The following is a 19,259-nucleotide window of genomic DNA, read 5'->3' on the forward strand; positions in this document are numbered from 1 at the left end:
GATCCTGCACCTGTCGTTGTAACGCCTGCGACGGCGGACACCACTGCGGAAACCCGCCCAACTGCAACGCACGTAAGTAAAGACAGAGCGGCCGCCGTGGAAACCACGGCGGCCGTTCTGCTTTCTCCTGCGGGTTAGACCCGTGCCTCGACGGTGGTCAAGGCGTAGTTACCCGACTGCCAACCCGACATGAAGGCACCGAGACCAATCTTCATGCCCCTGCCGGTTTGCTGCCCGGCGTACCCGGCCGAGCTGTCGTTGACGTAGACGAAGCCGTTCTCCAGATCGACCTCGGTCACCACTGCCGCGTGATCGGCACCCCAGTAGGACGTGTCCTCGTCGGGAACGTAGCCCCAGGCCGCAGACCAAACGATCGCGACCGAGTAAGTGACCATCGTGGCCTTGCCGAGGGCCAGTGCCGCCATCATGTCGTTCAGCGCCGCCTGACCGTCCTGCATCGTGCTGACCTGGTTACCGGCCGCGTCGACCGAGTAGTACTTCGTCAAGGTGGCGTTGACACCGAGATGCTCGTTCATCAGGGCGACCGCATCCCCGCCGGAGACACCGTCCGAGATGTTCTCGCCGAGGTACATCTTCGCGCCCGGCTGGGTCACGCTGTCGGTGGCCTTGGCGAGGTCCACCATGTACTGCTCGGATCGCGGGGTGGTGTTGGTGGCCTGCGCAACGGCCATCGACGTCGCCTGCAGCACGCAGTTGTCGAAGCTCTGGTTGGTCCAGTAGTGCTGCGCGGCGTACTGCGCGTTGCCGACCTTCCCATCGCCGCTGACCGTGATCGCAATCCGCTTCTCGATGGTGTCGGGCTTGGCGATGCCCACCATGATGGCGAAGGAGTGCAGCATGCGCTGCACCATGCCGGCCAAACCGGGCAGCCTCGCCGCCGCGCCGTTGTCCACGCGCACGGTGATGTAGTCGGTGATGCCCATCTGCGCCAGCCGCGGGTCCGGCGTGTAGGTGTAGGTGCCGGCCTCACCGGCAGTCAGCGTGCCGTACCTGGGCCCCTGAACGACGGTGTAGTTCAAGCCGAACGAGGTGTTGCTCGAACCGTTCAGGTAGATGACCACCTCGCCGGTCGCCTTGACCTGGCTGCCCTGTGAGGGCGAGATCTCCGGAATCCGATTGAAGAAGACGTATGAGATCCGATTCCCGAGATCGGTCAGGAACGACTGGACGCCCGCGAACGGTGCGAAGATCGACTGCACGCTGAACCGCGGTGCGGCCGCGGTCACCGCAAGGCTCACCGGCGCATCGGCGCCCTCGGCCCCGGTGGTACCGGGTTCGCCGTAAGCACCAGCGGCGGCCCGAGTCCCGTCCGGCTTCTTTCCGCCGAGACCGCGGTCGCCGTAGTCCCCGCCGAGTCCGCCTGCGCCACTAGAGCTTCCGCCGGCGCCACCGTCAGCTCCATTGCCACCGTCACCGCCGACTCCGGCAATGGTCCCGTTGCCACCGGTGCCCGCGGCCGCGCCGTCACCACCCTTGCCGCCGGTTCCGCCCGTACCGGTGCCGGTGTTGGCACCGCCCGTGCCGCCGGCCCCGCCGTTGCCACCGTTGCCGCCCTCGTTGAAGGCGCCACCGTCACCGCCGGCACCACCAACGCCGCCGTTGCCACCGTCACCGCCAGCTGTGCCGGTGTCGTCGTCCGAGCTCACACCGCCGGGTGCCCCGGCGCCTCCGTTGCCGCCGTTACCGCCCGGGCCAGCCGAGCCATTCGGGTCCATCGAGTAGCCGCCGGCCGCCCCGGCGCCACCGTCGCCACCCTTGCCGCCGTCACCGTTGCCACCGCGCACGCCCGTCACGGGGGCGAAGAACAGGAAGCGACCCGTGCCGGGCGCGCCACCGAGGGCACCGCTGGCGCCACCCGTGCCGCCGTCACCGCCGTTGCCTCCCCGGCCACCGTCACCACCGACCGCGGACAGCTGGTCGGCTCCCAAGTAGCCGGCGCCGCCCTTGCCGCCGTTGCCGCCGCGGCCTCCGCTGCCGCCGTTACCACCGGCGCCGAGGACGAAGCTGCCCTGGCCGCCGCGGCCTCCGCTGCCGCCCTGCCCGCCGGCCCCTGCCGCGCCGCCGTCGATGATTACCGCCGTGCCGTTGGAGCCGGGCAGTCCGGTCTGGCCCACCCCGCCGTCGCCACCGTCACCACCGCGACCGACGAGCGAGAAGAGTCCGACGTTGCCGCCGGCACCGCCGTCACCGCCACCGTCACCGCCCCCGCCGCCGGCACCGCCGTTGCCCATCCAGAGTCCGCCGGTGCCGCCATTTCCGCCGTCGCCGCCGTGGTCGATACCGGTGCCCTTGTGCGGGCTGTCGCCGCCGGTGCCACCGCTCCCGCCAACCGCGTACATCGACAGCATTCCGCCGCTGCCGCCATCGCCGCCGCGACCGCCGTAGCTCGCGTTGCCGCCGGCGCCACCGTTTCCGGCAATCGCCCAGAACGAGAACGCCCCGGTGTCTCCGCCGGCACCACCGGCGCCGCCGACTTGACCGTTCAGGATCGCGTTGCCGCCAGCGCCACCCGAACCGCCGTTGCCCAGCAGCCAGCCACCCGCGCCACCGGCGCCGCCGTCGCCGCCGCGGAAGTCACCCCGCGAGGTGCCACCCTTGGCGCCATTACCGCCGTTGCCGACAAGGCCTGCCGAGCCACCGCGTCCACCGTGGGATCCATTCATGGTCTCGGCGCCCGCGCCGCCGGAGCCGCCGTTGCCGTAGATCAGACCACCGTTGCCACCTCGACCACCGTTGCCGCCATTGAGACCGGCCACGCCGATCCCGCCGTTTCCGCCGTTGCCGACCAGCCCGGCCCAGCCGCCGTTACCACCGTTGAAACCGTTGCCGCCGTTGCCGAACAGCCCGCCGTTGCCGCCCCTGCAGACCGTGGGGCAGGTTTCGGCAGTCCAGGAGTAGCCGTTGCCGACGAGAATCCCGCCGTTGGGACGGTAGGCGGTGCCATTTCCGATGAAGAAGCCGACGAAGTCCTCGGGCGTCGGTAGGTAGACCTTCGGCAGACCAGGGACTGCTGCGATCGTGAAGTGCGGCACCGGCAGCGCTGCTGGGGTGACCTTCGCGGTCACCTGCGCGGCGGGCGTCGCGCTTGCCGCTGTCGCGCTGGCGGTGGTGGCAGTCGTGCTGCCGGTCTCCGAGGCTTGTGTGGTGTCCGCGTCGCGCTTGACGGTGGTCGCAGCCGAGCCCTTGGGCTCGTTCTTGTCAGCCTCCCGCTCGGAACGCTTCTTGTCCGAGCCCTTCTTCTCGGGATTCTTCTTGCCAGAATCCTTGCCGTCCGAGTCGCTATCCGAGTCCTTGCTGTCGGAGTCCTTGTCAGCGCCCTTCGTGGAAGCGCCGTGCTTCGGCCCGTCAGAAGACCTCGGCCCGTCAGAAGACCTCGGCCCGTCAGAGGTCTTCGTCCCCGACTCGGTCTTGGAGCCGGATGCACTCGACGAGTCGGACGAACTCGACGACGACGAGGAGCCGCCGTCGTCGGCTGCGGCAACCGCAGCCGGCCCCATCACGACGAGGGCGGCACCGACACCGGCCGAAGCCGCACCCATGACGAGCCAGTTCCGTACCTTGAAGTCCTCGGAACGACGACGCGTGGTGCCGCTCGGGCTCGACTCGGACATTTCAGACATCAACCCATCCCCTGAACGAAGAACTCATAATTAACGCCCAGGTAAAATAATGGGCCAGAGGGATGCTAGCGGCATTGAACCATTTGCGCTTGCAAAAAGTTTAAATAAAGGGGAAAGACGCAGCGCCTGAGAAGTACTGCGCCGAAGGGTCTTTCGAACTGCTAAAGATCTCGCCCGCTCGAGAGGCCGCGATCGACCGACGCAGCGCTAAACGATCGACAGCGCGATGCCGTCCAGGATGTCGTGCTCACTCACGACGAGCTCGGTGATCCCGGCCCGGCTGCGGAGTTCACGTGCCAATTCCTCGACGATGATCGCGCCGCCGCCGATCACGTCGACGCGACCCTCGTGCATGGGACCCAGTGCCGCGCGCTGCTTGTAGGTCATCGCGACCAGGTCCTCACACACCACGAGCAGGTCATCGAAACCGACCCGCGACAGGTGAATCGCCTCGGGGTCGTACGTCGTCAAACCCTGTCCGAGAGCGGCCAGCGTCGTCATCGTGCCCGCCACCCCCACCCAGGTACGAGCCGCCTCGACCGGCACCACACGGAATGCCTGCAATAACCCCTCGCGGGCCGCAGCACGCGCGGCGACTATCTCGTCGGGCGTGGGGGGATCGCTGTGCAGACACCGTTCCCGCAGGCGCACACACCCGATGTCGGCCGAGAAGCTCGCCTTCACTCCCCCTGCGTCGCCGACCACCACCTCGGTCGAGCCGCCGCCGAGATCCACCACCACGAACGGCCCTGCGGCGTCGTCCAATTCACCGACGGCACCCTGAAACGACAGGGCCGCCTCCTCGGTGCCACTGATCACCTCGGCGACGGCACCCGGCACCGCGGAGCCGAGGACCTCGGCGGTCATCGCGAAGAACTCGTCTCGGTTGCCCGCGTCCCGGGCCGCCGACGTCGCGACCATCCGCACTGTGGGCACCGAGTGCTCGCGCATCAACGCGGCGTAGTCCGTCAGGGCTTCACGCGTGCGGGCGAGCGCCGCTGGCGCGAACTCCCCCGTCGCGTCCACGCCCTCACCGAGGCGAACGATCCGCATCTCACGGTGGACATCGTGCAGCCGGCCGTCCACGAAATCGGCGATCAGCAGACGGATGGAGTTGGTGCCGCAGTCGACCGCAGCGACCCGTCGTGCTCCTCGCGTGCGCGGCACTGTCATGTCCAGCTCCCCTTATCGAGAATGCCGGCCATCGCCGGTTCGACGGCCAGTATCGCCAGCGCCTCGTCACCAAAGGGGTTGACGCCGCGCCCCTTTGCCAGTGAATGAGCCATCACCACGTGCAGGCACTTGACCCGGTCGGGCATGCCTCCACCGGAGAACGTGGTGCCCAGCGACTCGATGGCATCACGCTCAGCCAGATAGGACTCGTGCGCTCGCCGGTAGGTCGCCGCCAACTCGGGGTCGGCCTGCAGGCGTTCAGTCATGTCCCGCATGAGCCCTGAGGACTCCAGCCGGCTCGCGGCGGCGGTCAGCGCCGGATGGGTCAGGTAGAACAGCGTCGGGAACGGGGTGCCGTCGGGAAGTCTCGGGGCCGTCTTCACCACGCCCGGTTCACCATTCGGGCAGCGGTAGGCGATCGCCAGCACTCCGCGGGGCTCACGGCCCAGCTGAAGCGCGACCGCCTCGAGGTCGGCGGGCTCAACCACCGGGAGGGGGGCCCGGAGGGGCATCAGGCGGGACGGGCGGCGCGGGCGCCGGTCCCGCTGGCGGAATCGGAGCCGGCGCAGGTCCGTGCGGCGCGTCGGCGATGGTGTGCCACAGCGAGGTGTACCAGGGTTGGCCGCTGGGCATCGTTGCGACCTCCTCACTGGGAATCGCCTCGGAGCCAACGGGATTCGGTAGCTGCACCTGGTAGGGGATCTCACCGGGCATGACGAAGCCGAGGCGTTCGCGGGCCTGCGCGGCGATGAACACCGGGTCGCCCAGCTTGACCTTCTGCTGTTCGAGGTCGGCGATCTGCGTACGCAGTTGCGCCTCGACGTCGGAGAGCTGCTTCATCTCGGCCCGTTGCGAGAAGTACGTGCGAACGGGACCGGCAATCGTCAACGTCAGCACACAGATCACCGCCGCCAGGATCGCGGCGCGTCGGGCCGCCGACCCAAGCCGTTGTTCGGACTGGTGTTCGGCGGCCTCGAGGATCGACTGGCGGATCGGCTCGAGAACCGTGCCCTGCTCGGTTTCGTCAGTGTCCTCGACCTCGACATCGGGTTCGGCGGGGCGGGGTGCGGCCGCACGCGGCTCCCGACGCACCGGTGAGGCGCTGCGGGACCTACCCCTGGCCGCCTCACCGGACTTCCCGGCCTTGCCCGGTCGCGGCGCCGGAGAGCGTCGCTTGGGGTCGGGCCGTTTGGCGTCGGGCATGACTGAAAACTACTTGCTCTCCACCGAGAAGCGCGGGAACGCGAGGTCACCGGCATACCGCGCGGCATCCCCGAGGATCTCCTCGATGCGCAGCAGCTGGTTGTACTTCGCGACGCGCTCGCTGCGAGCCGGCGCACCGGTCTTGATCTGCCCGCTACCCACGGCGACGGCGAGATCGGCGATGGTGGTGTCCTCGGTCTCACCGGACCGGTGGCTCATCATCGTCTTGTAGCCGCTGTTGTGGGCCAACGTGACGGCGTCGAGAGTTTCGGTGAGCGTGCCGATCTGGTTCACCTTCACCAGCAATGCGTTGGCGGCACCGCGTTCGATCCCCTCCTCGAGACGCTCGGGGTTGGTGACGAACAGGTCGTCACCGACGAGCTGAATCCGGTCACCGATGGCGGCCGTCAGGGCCACCCAGCCATCCCAGTCGTCCTCGGACAGCGGATCCTCAATTGAGACCAGCGGGTAGGAGTCGATGAGATCGGCGTAGAACTCGATCATCTGCGCCGCGGTGCGGGTCTGCTTCTCGAACGCGTAACCCGTTCCGTTGGTGTAGAACTCAGTGGCCGCGACATCCAGCGCCAACGTCACGTCGGTGCCCAGCTTGAAGCCAGTGGCGTCGATCGCGGTGGCGATCAGGTCGAGTGCGGCCTTGGTGCCAGCCACGTCGGGGGCAAAACCGCCCTCATCGCCGAGACCGGTGGACAGGCCCTGCTTCTTGAGCACCGACTTCAGCGAGTGGTACACCTCGGCACCCCAGCGCAGCGCCTCCTTGAACGTGGGCGCGCCGATCGGGGCGACCATGAACTCCTGGACGTCGACCCCGGTGTCGGCGTGTGCGCCACCATTGAGGATGTTCATCATCGGCACCGGCAGGATGTGCGCGTTGGGTCCACCGATGTAGCGGAACAGCGGCAGCCCGGCCGACTCGGCGGCGGCCTTGGCGACGGCCAGCGAGACGCCCAGCATCGCGTTGGCGCCCAGGCGGGACTTGTCCGGCGTGCCGTCGAGGTCCAGCAGCGCCTGATCGATCAGTCGCTGGTCATCGGCACTCTGCCCGATGACGGCGGGGGCGATCTCGTCGAGAACGGCGTTGACCGCCTTGTCGACACCCTTGCCGCCATAGCGGTCACCGCCGTCACGGAGTTCGACGGCCTCGTGCTCACCGGTCGACGCACCCGAGGGCACCGCGGCGCGGGCGAACGTACCGTCGCTCAGGGCCACCTCGACCTCGACCGTGGGATTGCCACGGGAGTCGAGTATCTCGCGGGCTCCGACCTGCTCGATCATGGACACTGTCGTCGCCCTTTCGTCGGTACTACACGTTTGCGCACATCAGCCTAGAGGGTGCGCCGTTGCCGTGCTCCCGAGGTCCAGCCCTATCGAGGGTGCCCGTTGGCATACGCCGTCGCCCAGTCCCGCACCGTGCGGGCGTACTGGTCGGACAGGTTGTAGGCCCGCAACGCCTCCATCCACCCCTCCGGCGTCGCCAAGTCCTTGCCCCGCCAGCACAGATACCCGGCCGCGGACAGCGCCGCGTCGTCGATGTTGTCGGGGCTGATCACACCATCGTTGTTGGCATCGACGCCGTACAGTCGCCACGTCTCGGGGATGAACTGCATGGGGCCCATCGCCCGGTCCAGAGTGGCGTCACCGTCGAGCCGGCCGCCGTCGGTGTCGGCGATCTCCATGTTGCCCATGGTCCCGTCCAACAACAGCCCCCTGATCGGCGGCACCACGTCACCGTTGGGCAGCACCTTCGACCCCCGGTAGGTGCCGTGGTGGCTCTCGACCCAGCCAATGCCCGCCAACGTGGTCCACGCCAGGTGGCAATTGGGGTTCTCCACCTCGGCGACACGCGCGGCGTAGGCGTAGGCCTCCAGCGCCTTCACGGGGATGCCGAGTGCCGGTGCACGTTCGGCGGCCCACTCGTGCAGCTGGTCGGCGGGCCTGCCCTTGGCGTAGGTGTCGATCTTGGGCACCGGATCCCCGGCCGGGGGCGGTACCCCCTCCGGGATGGGTGCACCGGTCTGAAACGAGCACGATGACGCCATGAGCAGCGCCGTTGCGACGACCACCGCAACGGCGCGCCACCAACGCACTGGCGACACCGGACTCCCTTGACCACAACCGATCCGCCCGGCTGGTGCTTGCGGGCCTGACCATCGCGTCGTCACCAACTCAACGGCAACCGACTCTCGAACACTTCGTCCCTACGGTAAGCCAGCATGCCAGTCAGGTGCCCAGCGAAACGCGGTGCGCGTCGGCCGCGGCGCGGTTCTTAGGAGTGCCTACCCTGCCAAGAGATCTGGATGTAGTGTTCACGCGTCTACTTCAAGGAGGCTCCATGAAACTGCATCTCGCCTGGCCCCTGCCCTTCGTAGCGGCAGCCCTGGTCCTGTCCGGTTGCTCTGATAACAGCAGTAGTACCGACGCGAGCAGCAGTGAATCGAGCAGCGCCGCGACGTCCACCTCGGCGGCCGCGGAGCCCAACCCGCTCGCGGCGAAGGCCGGAGACGAGTACAAGGCGTACGCGGTCGCGCAGGTCGACGAGCTCGTCGCGGCCGTCAAGGTGTTGACCGACGCCGTGCGCGCCGGTGATCTGAAGGCCGCACAGGACGCGTACGCGCCGTCCCGCATGCCGTGGGAGCGCATCGAGCCGCTCGCCGAGCTCATCCCAGACATCGACGGCAAGGTCGACTCCCGTGTCGACGACTTCGAGGGCCCCGAAGACGCAGCCTTCACCGGCTGGCACCGCCTGGAGTTCCTGCTGTTCGAGAAGAACACCACCGAGGGTGGCGCGCCGTTCGCCGACCAGCTCGACAAGGACATCGCCGGGCTCAAGGACGAGATCGCGAAGCTCGAGGTTCCGCCGCTGAAGGTCGCCACCGGCGCCGCCGAGCTGATCGAGGAGGTGTCACAGGGCAAGATCACCGGCGAGGAGGACCGCTACTCCAAGACCGACCTGTGGGACTTCGACGCCAACCTGCAGGGCTCGCAGGCAGCGGTCGACAAGCTGACCCCCGCCCTGGAGCAGGCCGATCCCGCTCTGCTGGGCAAGATCGACGGTGGCATCTCCGACATCTACGGCACGCTGGCCCCGCTGCGTCAGGGTGACGGCTGGGTGCTGTTCTGCACCGAGAACGATCCCTACCCGTCGGCTCGGTGCACCGCGGTCACCGTCACCCCGCAGGTCGTCGACACCCTGAAGGGCCAGCTGGCCGGGCTGTCGGAGAACCTCTCCCAGGTCCCGGGAGTGCTGGGCCTGCAGTGACCGAACGGCCACCACGCCAAGGAGTTTCACGACGCGGCTTCGTCGCCGGTGCCCTGAGTGCCGGTGCCGGGGCCGCTGTCGGTGTGGGCGCAACCCTGGCGCTCACCGATTCGGCGCAGCCCGAGCACCGGCCCGGTCGCCCGGAACGGAGCTTCACCGCCTTCGAAGGCCCGCACCAGGCGGGTATCACGACGCTGCCGATTCCCGAGCAGGGGTTGGTGGCGTCGTTCAACCTTCAGACCAGAACTCGGGCCGGCCTGACGTCGGTGCTGCAGGAACTCACCGACGAGATCCGCGGACTGATGGCGGGCAAGCCTCCCGAGGTGCGGGGCCCCGCCTATCCGCCCGTCGACTCCGGAATACTCGGGGAGCAACCGCCGCCGGACAATCTGTCGATCCTGGTCGGGTTGGGCGCGTCGGTGTTCGACGACCGGTTCGGCCTGGCGAACCGCAAGCCCAAGGAACTGGTCACCATGCCGTTCCTGGCCAACGACAAACTCGATCCGAAACTGTCCCACGGTGACGTGTCGATCATCTTCGAGGCCGGCCACAACGACACCGTGCAGTTCGCACTGCGCCAGATCATGCGCCGCACCCGCAGCGATCTGGTCCTCAAGTGGATGATCGACGGCTATGCGCGCGGTATCGGGGCGGGCCAGACCTCGGATGCGCGGACTCCGCGAAATCTGTTGGGGTTCAAGGATGGAACGGCGAATCTCGACGTCGATGACGCCGGCCTGATGGATCGCCACGTGTGGGTGCAGCCCGGCGACGGGGAGCCCGAGTGGACGGCAGGCGGGTCGTATCAAGCCATTCGCATCATCCGGATGTTCGTCGAGTTCTGGGATCGCACCCAGCTCGTCGAGCAGGAGAACCTGATCGGGCGGGCCAAGGTCAGTGGCGCACCGCTCGGCATGAACGACGAGTTCGACGATCCCGACTACCCCGAGGATCCCGACGGCAAGCGGATCAAGCTCGACGCCCACATCCGGCTGGCCAATCCCCGCACGCCCGCCAGCGACGAGAACCTGATCCTGCGCCGCGGTTTCAACTACTCGCGCGGCTTCGACGGGGCTGGGCGGCTCGATCAGGGCCTGGCCTTCATCGCCTACCAGCGCAGTCTGGACAACGGCTTCCTCGCGGTGCAGAAGCGTCTCACGGGCGAGCCGTTGGAGGAGTACATCCTGCCGGTCGGCGGCGGATTCTTCTTCATCCTGCCCGGCGTCACGGGTGAGGATCGCTTCCTCGGCGATCAGTTGGTCGGCTGAACCTCAGCCACCATGCGCCGAAACTGCTGTGAGATCGCGTTTCGACGCACCAACGCGATCTGACAGCAGTCTCGACGCGGTGTGTGCCTACTCGGCGTCCGGCTCCGACTCCGCGAAAGTCGGCCAGTGCGTGCGCCATTCGTCCTCAGAGATCCTGCCGAGCGTCGCGGCATCGAGTTCGGCGGGCGTGTCCGTGCCGCGCCGCGCAGCGGCCACGGCCGCCTCGACACTGCGCACCGCATTCATGAACTGCAACGTCGCGGCGCGCAACGCATTCTCGGCGTCCCCGCCCTGGGCGACCCCGAGCGCGGCCATGTCCTCGGGCAGCAGGTCAACAGGCACACCCGCGGCGATCACGCGCTGGTAGACCTTCTGCGTCAACGCGAGCGCGGGCTGAGCGGTCGGGACGTCATCCATGACCGACGCCCTGGTCTTCTCCAGCGCCTTGCGCTCCTCCCACTGCGCGAGCTGATCCTCCAGTGAGATCGACTCCCCGGCGAGCACCGCGGGCACCCGGTTGGCGAGCTTGCGCACCAGCGCGTCGGCGACATCGTCGATCGTGAACGAGCCCTCCGACGCGTCCTCGGCGATGCGCGCGTGAAAGAGCACCTGCAACAAGACGTCTCCGAGTTCCTCACGGACCTCGTCGGCGTTACCGCTGTGCACGGCGTCGAACAGCTCGTAGGTCTCCTCGAGCAGGTAGCGCCGCAGCGAGTCGTGCGTCTGCTCGCTCTCCCACGGGCCCGAGGTGCGCAGCTTGTCCATCTGCGCGACGGCGTCGAGCAGCCGCTCCCCCGGCTGCGGGCCGGGCGCGGAGATGAGCTTGGCGCCTGCGGCGAGGCGAGCCTTGACCATCGGGTGGCCGGGATCGGATGACAGCAGCACGGGTGCAGCTTTCTCATCCGGGGCACCGGAAAAGCATGGCCGCGACGCAGGAAGCGACCACGGCACCCTGATCGGCATTTCCTCGGTGTACTGCACGTCCCCAGCGAGCAGTCCGACGGCCTCCACGGGTACCAGCGATGGGCGCCGAGGATCGACCAGGACGACAATCATCCTGATCGCCGGGACTCGTTCGTCATGAGTTCCTTCACTTTTGCTTGTCACGCGAGGCCGTACCGCGCCACTGTTCGAAGTTGGTTATATCAACATCCGTCTGCGGTCTGCCATCCAAAGCCAACAGCAGACCCGCTACGGCACCGGCCAATTCAAGATCACGGATGCGGGGAGCGCCGATACCGCTACCCACCCGAGGGATCGGCATCGCCACGGTCGACGTCGTCGCACGGAACGTCGCGCCGGGGTACATCCGCTTGAGGCGCAGTTGCTGAGAATCCTGCAGCGGGAGCGGCGCGATGCGCACCGTCGACTCGGACGCCGCGCCGACCTCGGTGACACCGTACTGGCGGCACAACAACCGCAGCCGTGCCACCGCGACGAGCCGTTGGGCCGGCTCGGGCAGCGGACCGTACCGGTCGATGAGTTCATCGACGACCGCCCCGATACCCGCCTCATCCGATGCGGCCGCGAGTCGCCGGTAACCCTCCAGCCGCAACCGGTCGCTGCCGATGTACTCCGGCGGCAGGTTGGCGTCGATCGGGAGGTCGATCCGGACATCCTTCGGTTCCTCAACGGCGGCAACGGTTTTGCCATCCACGGCGGCGCGATAGGCCTCGACGGCCTCGCCCACCAGGCGGACGTAGAGGTCGAACCCCACCCCGGCGACGTGACCGGACTGCTCGGCACCCAGCACGTTGCCCGCACCGCGGATCTCGAGGTCCTTCATCGCCACGGCCATGCCAGCGCCGAGTTCGTTGTTCTGGGCGATGGTGGCGAGCCGGTCATACGCGGTCTCGGTGAGCGGCACCTCCGGCGGGTACAGGAAGTAGGCGTAACCGCGTTCCCTGCTGCGCCCCACACGTCCGCGCAGCTGATGTAGCTGCGACAGGCCGAACGTGTCCGCCCGCTCGACGATGAGGGTGTTCGCGTTCGAGATGTCCAGCCCCGTCTCGACGATCGTGGTGCAGACCAGGATGTCGAATTCGCGGTTCCAGAACCCCTCGACCGTCTTCTCCAACTGCTCCTCGGGCATCTGCCCGTGCGCGACGACGACACGCGCCTCCGGCACCAGCGCGCGGACCTTCGCGGCCGCCGAGTCGATCGACTTCACCCGGTTGTGGATGTAGAACGCCTGCCCGTCGCGCAGCAGTTCGCGCCGCAGGGCCGCCGCCACCTGCTTGTCGTCATGCGGACCGACGTAGGTGAGCACCGGGTGCCGCTCCTCGGGCGGGGTGAGGATTGTCGACATCTCGCGGATGCCCGCCAGGCTCATCTCCAGGGTGCGCGGAATCGGCGTGGCACTCATCGTGAGCACATCGACGTGCGTGCGCATCGACTTGATGTGTTCCTTGTGCTCGACGCCGAAGCGCTGTTCCTCGTCGACGATGACCAGCCCGAGGTCCTTCCAGGTCACGCCCGTCTGCAGCAGTCGGTGCGTGCCGATCGCGATGTCGACCGAACCGTCCTTCATGCCCTCGAGTGCCGCCCGCGAGTCGGCGGGGTCGGTGAACCGCGACAGGCCCTTCACAGTCACCGGGAATCCGGCCATCCGAGCGGTGAACGTCTGCAGGTGCTGATCGGCCAGCAGTGTCGTCGGCACCAGCACCGCGACCTGCTTGCCGTCCTGCACCGCCTTGAACGCCGCACGCACCGCGATCTCGGTCTTGCCGTAGCCGACGTCACCGCAGATCACGCGGTCCATCGGGACCGCCTTCTCCATATCGCTCTTGACCTCGGTGATGGCCGTCAGCTGATCCATCGTCTCGCTGAAGCCGAAGGCGTCCTCCATCTCGGCCTGCCACGGAGTGTCGGGTCCGAACGCGTGGCCGGGCGCGGCCTGGCGCTTGGCGTACAGCTCGACCAGTTCAGTGGCGATCTCGCGAACCGCACGGCGTGCCTTGGTCTTGGTGTTGGTCCAGTCGCTGCCACCGAGGCGGCTCAGCGTGGGCTCCTGTCCGCCGACGTAGCGAGACAGCTGATCCAGCGCGTCCATCGGCACGTAGAGCTTGTCGGACCCGCCGCCACGCTTGGCCGACGCGTACTCCAGCACCAGGTACTCACGGCGGGCACCGCCGATGGTGCGCTCGGTCATCTCCACGAAGCGGCCGATGCCGTGCTGGTCGTGCACCACCATGTCGCCCGCGGTCAGTGCGAGCGGGTCGACGACGTTGCGTCGCTTGGCGGCCAGCCGCTTACCCTCGACGGCGGCGGCACGGTTTCCGGTCAGGTCAGATTCGGTGAACACCACGAGGTTGGCCCCCGGCAGCATCGCGCCGTCGTGCAGCGGCCCCTTGAGCACGCCGACCACACCTGCCTTCGGCGCCTCGCCGGACTCCAAGATCGCTGCGGCCGCGTCTGATTCGGCCAGCTGCTCCACGACGCGGTGCGCGGTGCCGGTGCCCGGGGTGACGATGACGGCCAGTCCGCCGGTCGCGACGTGGGCGCGCAGCATCGCGAACATCTCGTCGAGGTTGTGCTGCTGACCGCGCGCGGACGGCGCCGGTCGGATGTCCAGCTCCTTCGCCGACCCGTCCCCAAGCTGGCTCAGCGTCCACCACGGGTGTCCGCCGGCGGTGGCCGCGGCCCGGACGTCGGCGAGGTCACGGAACCCGGAGCCGTCGAGTTCCTCCAGGTCGATCGGCGCGTCGGCGCCCATCGCCGCGACCGACCACGACGCCTCGAGGAACTCACGGCCCGTCTTGACCAGGTCCGCGGCGCGGGTCCTGACCTTCTCGGGATCGCAGATCAGCACCGGGGCGCCCGCGGGCAGGTGGTCGGACAGCAGCGACAGCTCACCCGGCCGCAACACCGGTAGGAGCGCCTCCATACCGTCGACGGGGATGCCCTCGGAGAGCTTTGCCATCATCTCGCCGATGGTGCCGCCAACGCGATTGTCGTCATGGGGCTGATCCGCCGCGAATGCCGCGGCACGCTCGCGCACATCCTCGGTGAGCAGCAGCTCCCGACACGGCACGGCAACCAGCGTCTCGATCTCGATCTCGGGGATGGAGCGCTGATCGGCGATCGAGAACATCCGCATCTCGGACACCTCGTCACCCCAGAACTCGACGCGCACAGGGTGTTCGGCGGTGGGCGCGAACAGGTCGAGGATGCCGCCGCGAACTGCGAACTCGCCGCGCTTGCCGACCATGTCGACGCGTGTGTAGGCCAGCTCGACGAGCCGCTCGATCACGGCCTCGAAGTCGGCCTCGGCGCCGACGGTCAGCGTCACCGGCTCGACGGCCGACAGCGCCGGGGGCATCGGCTGCAGCAGTGAGCGCGCCGTGGTGACCACCACCCGCAGCGGTGGACCCAGCCGGGCGTCATCGGGATAGGCGAGTCGGCGCAGCACCATCATCCGCGCGCCGACGGTCTCGACGCCGGGAGACAACCGCTCGTGCGGCAGGGTCTCCCAGGACGGGAACGTCGCGACGGCGCCGCCGAGCACGGCCTGCAGCTCGGCGGTCAGGTCCTCTGTCTCGCGCCCCGTGGCGGTGACGACGAGCAGCGGACCCGCCTGCGCCAGTGCGGCGGCGACGAACAACCGCGCGGCCGCCGGTCCGACGAGGGCACCCTCGGTTGCGCCCTCGGCGGCGGAGGTGGTGATGTCCCGGAGACCGGGATCAGTCAGGGCCAGTTCAACGAGCCCGGCCAACGGGGTCTGGACATGGGTGTACCCCGGTGCATTCATGGTGTCCTCCATCCTAATGAGCCGCACTGCGAGGCGCTCAACCCGCTCAACCCGTCAAAATTGCGCTGCCCGCCGTGAGGGGTTCGTCAAGATTTGCGATACCCACGTCTTGCGGGCGCACCGTGGAGACATGACCCTTCTCGACCAGTTGCCGTCCCTGCACCGCGCCGCCCCCATGCGCATCGAACCGGCCATCTGGCCGCTGACGGCAAGGGTGGATGTGGACGGCCGGCTGTGCGTCGGCGGCGTGGCGCTGACCGATATCGCCGACGAGTTCGGCACCCCGACCTATGTCCTCGACGAGGCCGACTTCCGCCAGCGCGCCGCGACCTACCGGTCGACACTGCGTGGCATCCGGATCGTCTATGCGGGCAAGGCCCTGTTGACCACCCGCGTCGCCCGCTGGGTGGCCGATGAACACCTCGGGCTCGACATCTGCTCGCTGGGCGAGCTGGCCGCGGGGCTGGCGGGCGGCGTGGATCCGCGACGCATGATCCTGCACGGCAACGCGAAGACAACAGGTGAACTGCGCACCGCCATCGACGCCGGTGTCGGTCGCATCGTCATCGACTGCGGCACCGAGATCGCGCTGCTGGCCAGCCAGCTGCGAAAGCCACAGGACGTCCTGATTCGGGTGACTCCCAACGTCGACATTCACGGCCACGCCGCGGTGACCACGGGAGTCACCGACCAGAAGTTCGGCTTCGCCATCGACGACGGTCAGGCGCTGCTGGCGATCCGTCGCGTCCTCGATCAGCCGATGCTGCGGCTTGTCGGACTGCACTGCCACCTCGGGTCACAGGTCACCGAGGCGACGCCCTACGGCGACGCGATTCATCGGATCGTCACCCTGATGGCCGACGTCCGCGCCCGGTACGGCGTCCTGCTCTCCGAGCTGAACATCGGCGGTGGGCACGGTGTGCCGTACATCGACGGCGACGCGGGCCTCGACCTCAAGGCGCTGGCCGAGGTCATCGACGACGCGCTGGACACCACGTGCGGGGCGGAACGCTTTCCGCGCCCCGTGGTCGTCGTCGAGCCGGGTCGGGCGCTGTCGGCGCGCGCCGGGGTGACGGTCTACCGGGTGGTGGCCGTGAAGCATCAGCCCGGAGGCAGGACCTTCGTGTCGGTCGACGGCGGCATGAGCGACAACCCCAGGGTGGCGCTCTACGGCGCCCGGTACACCGTCACGGTCGCCAACCGTCACCCGCTCGGCCCGACGCAGCCGGTGACCGTCGTCGGCCGGTACTGCGAGGCGGGCGACGCGATCGCCCACGATGTGGCGCTGCCGGTCGACCTGCATCCCGGTGATGTCCTCGCGGTGGCGTGCACCGGCGCCTATCACCACAGCATGGCCTCGACGTTCAACATGGTCGGCCGGCCGCCGGTGGTGTCGGTGCGAGACGGCCGCGCCGATCTAATGGTGCGCCGGGAGACGACGGCGGACCTGCTCCTCCGGGATGTGAACTAGCGCTAGCCCTGGTGCAGGATCGGGTCGGACTCCAGGTGGGTCAACCCGTTCCACATCAGGTTGACCAGGTGGGCGGCCACCACTTCCTTCTTGGGTTCGCGGGTGTCCAGCCACCACTGCGCCGTCATCGACACCGACCCGACGAGCGCCTGGGCGTAGAGCGGCGCGAGCTCGGGGTCGAGCCCGCGACGGGAGAAGTCACCGGCGAGGATCGAGGCGACCTGGCTGACGGCGTCGTTCAGCAGGCTCGAATACGTGCCGGAACTGATGCTGGCGGGCGAGTCGCGGATCAGGATGCGGAACCCGTCGGTGCGCTCCTCGACGTAGGTCAGCAGCGCAAGTGCGACGCGTTCGACCCGGACCCGGGACCGGTTGTTGGTGAGCGACGAGGTGATGCCGTCGAGCAGGGCCGACATCTCGCGGTCGACGACGACCGCGTAGAGCCCTTCCTTGCCGCCGAAGTGCTCGTAAACGACCGGTTTGGAGACGTTGGCACGCTGCGCGATCTCCTCGATGGAGGTGGCGTCGTAGCCTCGCTCGGCGAAGAGCGACTTGGCGATCTCGACCAGTTGTTGACGGCGCTCGGTGCCGGTCATGCGCGCGCGAGGAGCCCGCGCCTCCTTCTCCGGTGCAGCCACACTCAGGAGCCTATTCCTAGGGTCGCCTCGCTCCCACTCTTCACCGATGCCGACGTCGACTAAAGTCTCACCGACAGTCCGTCGTGGTGTAATCGGCAGCACCTCTGATTTTGGTTCAGATAGTTCAGGTTCGAGTCCTGGCGACGGAGCAGAATGGCCGCGAAAGCGCGTCGGCGAACGTCCCCCGCGGCGCGTCGCGCATGAAACCGCACAGTCGCGATTGGAAGGGTCACGTGACCGCTCACCCCCAGACCGCCGTGATCGTGCTGGCCGCCGGCGCGGGCACCCGAATGCGCTCGGCGACGCCCAAGATGCTGCACACCCTGGGCGGGCGCAGCATGATCGCCCATGTGCTGCACGCGCTGACGGCACTGACACCCAGCCAAGTCGTCGTCGTCGTCGGGCACGGCCGTGACCTGGTGAACGCCGAGGTGAACCGGGTTGCCGAACAGACGGGCAGCAGCATCCTCACCGTGGTCCAGGAGGAACAGCTGGGCACCGGGCATGCCGTCGATGTCGGACTTGCGGGTCTGCCCGACGACTTCACCGGCACTGTGGTCATCACCACCGCCGATGTGCCGTTGCTCGGCGGCGAGACCCTCGCCGCGCTGGCCGCCGCGCATGAGGGCGCGCAGGCGACCATCCTGACCACCACGCTGGCCGACCCCACCGGGTACGGGCGCATCATCCGCGATGCCGACGGTGCGGTGGCGGCCATCATTGAGCAAGCCGACGCCGACGACGCCCAGCGCGCCATCGGCGAGATCAACTCCGGTGTGTACGCGTTCGACGCCGCCGCGCTGCGCTCGGCGCTGACCCGGCTGAGCACCGACAACGCCCAGGGCGAGCTGTACATCACCGATGCGGTGGCCATCCTGCGCGCCGACGGGCACACCGTGCGCGCCCAGCACATCGCCGACACCACCCAGGTCTCCGGCGTCAACGATCGCGTCCAACTCGCGGCACTGGGGGCCGAGCTGAACCGACGCATCATCGTCGGACACCAGCGTGCCGGGGTCACGATCATCGACCCGGCCACCACGTGGATCGACGTCGACGTGGAGATCGGGCGCGACACCGTGGTGCATCCGGGCACCCAGCTGCTCGGCGCCACCTGGATCGGGGCCGACTGCACCATCGGGCCGGACAGCACCCTCACCTCGATGGAGGTCGGTGACGGCGCCTCGGTCATCCGCACGCACGGCGAGCTGTCGGTCATCGGGGCGGGCGCCACGGTCGGCCCGTTCGCCTACCTGCGGCCGGGCACTGACCTCGGCGCTGACGGGAAGCTCGGGGCCTTCGTCGAGACCAAGAACGCGGTCATCGGCACCGGTACCAAGGTGCCGCACCTGACCTACGTCGGCGACGCCGACATCGGCGAGCACTCCAACATCGGCGCCTCCAGCGTTTTCGTCAACTACGACGGCGAGACCAAGCGGCGGACCCGGATCGGCTCGCATGTGCGCACCGGCTCGGACACGATGTTCATCGCGCCGGTCGTGATCGGCGACGGCGCCTACACCGGCGCGGGCACCGTGGTGCGCGACGACGTCCCACCGGGCGCGCTGGCGGTGTCGGCGGGCAGCCAGCGCAACATCGAGGGCTGGGTGCAGCGCAAGCGCCCGAGCAGTCCCGCCGCGGAGGCGGCACGTCTGGCTTCAGCTGCCGAGGCCGCCCGCAAGGCGGCCGCCGAAACCGTCTCCGACGATGCCGCCGAACCCGTCTCCCATGAGGACATCGACCCCGAGTCGACGCCGTAACTCGACGCCTTCCGTTGGCATTCTGGTAACCCGGCAACGCGAGCGCAGGGAAGCTACGTACGATTGCCCAGTATTTCG

The 19,259-nt window shown here is 68.4% G+C and carries 13 protein-coding genes and 1 tRNA gene; 5 read left to right on the plus strand and 9 right to left on the minus strand.

Annotation, left to right across the window (positions count from 1 at the left end):
* Positions 1–134 precede the first annotated feature (134 nt).
* From ABIA65_RS09730 to ABIA65_RS09755, 6 genes are all read right to left on the minus strand, one after another.
* A complete protein-coding gene (locus ABIA65_RS09730; RefSeq protein WP_354523397.1) occupies positions 135–3,641 on the minus strand; it encodes a hypothetical protein in 3,507 nt (1,168 codons plus the stop codon).
* A 207-nt stretch (positions 3,642–3,848) separates the two neighbouring features.
* Positions 3,849–4,814, minus strand: a complete 966-nt coding sequence (locus tag ABIA65_RS09735; RefSeq protein ID WP_241403522.1) for a Ppx/GppA phosphatase family protein — start codon at positions 4,812–4,814, stop codon at positions 3,849–3,851.
* Complete coding sequence (locus ABIA65_RS09740) at positions 4,811–5,302, minus strand: DUF501 domain-containing protein (RefSeq protein ID WP_354523398.1); 492 nt, start codon at positions 5,300–5,302, stop codon at positions 4,811–4,813. Before ABIA65_RS09740 ends, ABIA65_RS09735 begins: the two co-directional genes overlap by 4 nt.
* Complete coding sequence (locus ABIA65_RS09745) at positions 5,295–6,017, minus strand: FtsB family cell division protein (protein WP_354523399.1); 723 nt, start codon at positions 6,015–6,017, stop codon at positions 5,295–5,297. Before ABIA65_RS09745 ends, ABIA65_RS09740 begins: the two co-directional genes overlap by 8 nt.
* 9 nt (positions 6,018–6,026) lie before the next feature.
* The gene (eno, locus tag ABIA65_RS09750) at positions 6,027–7,316 is read right to left on the minus strand and encodes a phosphopyruvate hydratase (RefSeq protein ID WP_354523400.1); all 1,290 of its coding nucleotides are present in this window, start codon (positions 7,314–7,316) and stop codon (positions 6,027–6,029) included.
* Positions 7,317–7,399: 83 nt separating this feature from the next.
* The gene (locus tag ABIA65_RS09755) at positions 7,400–8,131 is read right to left on the minus strand and encodes a lytic transglycosylase domain-containing protein (RefSeq protein ID WP_354523401.1); all 732 of its coding nucleotides are present in this window, start codon (positions 8,129–8,131) and stop codon (positions 7,400–7,402) included.
* Positions 8,132–8,367: 236 nt separating this feature from the next.
* Here ABIA65_RS09755 and ABIA65_RS09760 point away from each other — a divergent pair, with 236 nt between their 5' ends.
* Both ABIA65_RS09760 and ABIA65_RS09765 read left to right on the plus strand, forming a co-directional pair.
* Complete coding sequence (locus ABIA65_RS09760) at positions 8,368–9,294, plus strand: EfeM/EfeO family lipoprotein (RefSeq protein ID WP_241403518.1); 927 nt, start codon at positions 8,368–8,370, stop codon at positions 9,292–9,294.
* Positions 9,291–10,562: a Dyp-type peroxidase gene (locus ABIA65_RS09765; protein ID WP_354523402.1), complete on the plus strand. Its 1,272-nt coding sequence runs from the start codon at positions 9,291–9,293 to the stop codon at positions 10,560–10,562. The genes ABIA65_RS09760 and ABIA65_RS09765 overlap by 4 nt, the downstream gene beginning before the upstream one ends.
* Before the next feature lie 87 nt (positions 10,563–10,649).
* Here ABIA65_RS09765 and ABIA65_RS09770 read toward each other — a convergent pair whose 3' ends face one another.
* Both ABIA65_RS09770 and mfd read right to left on the minus strand, forming a co-directional pair.
* On the minus strand, positions 10,650–11,618 hold the full coding sequence (locus tag ABIA65_RS09770; protein ID WP_354523403.1) for a nucleoside triphosphate pyrophosphohydrolase: 969 nt from the start codon (positions 11,616–11,618) through the stop codon (positions 10,650–10,652).
* Positions 11,619–11,652: 34 nt separating this feature from the next.
* Positions 11,653–15,312 carry a transcription-repair coupling factor gene (mfd, locus tag ABIA65_RS09775; RefSeq protein ID WP_354523404.1) on the minus strand — a complete coding sequence of 1,220 codons (3,660 nt, stop codon included), beginning with the start codon at positions 15,310–15,312 and terminating at the stop codon, positions 11,653–11,655.
* A gap of 130 nt (positions 15,313–15,442) precedes the next feature.
* Here mfd and lysA point away from each other — a divergent pair, with 130 nt between their 5' ends.
* Positions 15,443–16,783: a diaminopimelate decarboxylase gene (gene lysA, locus ABIA65_RS09780; RefSeq protein ID WP_354523405.1), complete on the plus strand. Its 1,341-nt coding sequence runs from the start codon at positions 15,443–15,445 to the stop codon at positions 16,781–16,783.
* 2 nt (positions 16,784–16,785) lie between these two features.
* Here the strand turns inward: lysA and ABIA65_RS09785 are convergent, their stop codons facing one another.
* Complete coding sequence (locus ABIA65_RS09785) at positions 16,786–17,379, minus strand: TetR/AcrR family transcriptional regulator (RefSeq protein WP_241405503.1); 594 nt, start codon at positions 17,377–17,379, stop codon at positions 16,786–16,788.
* A 119-nt stretch (positions 17,380–17,498) separates the two neighbouring features.
* Between ABIA65_RS09785 and ABIA65_RS09790 the strand changes: the two genes are divergently transcribed.
* Positions 17,499–17,570 (plus strand) — tRNA-Gln (locus ABIA65_RS09790).
* A gap of 51 nt (positions 17,571–17,621) precedes the next feature.
* Positions 17,622–19,181 carry a bifunctional UDP-N-acetylglucosamine diphosphorylase/glucosamine-1-phosphate N-acetyltransferase GlmU gene (gene glmU / locus ABIA65_RS09795; protein WP_354523406.1) on the plus strand — a complete coding sequence of 520 codons (1,560 nt, stop codon included), beginning with the start codon at positions 17,622–17,624 and terminating at the stop codon, positions 19,179–19,181.
* The last annotated feature ends 78 nt before the right edge of the window (positions 19,182–19,259 follow it).

Origin of the sequence: Mycolicibacterium sp. 624 (assembly GCF_040548615.1) — a bacterium.
In the GTDB taxonomy this organism is placed as follows: domain Bacteria; phylum Actinomycetota; class Actinomycetes; order Mycobacteriales; family Mycobacteriaceae; genus Mycobacterium.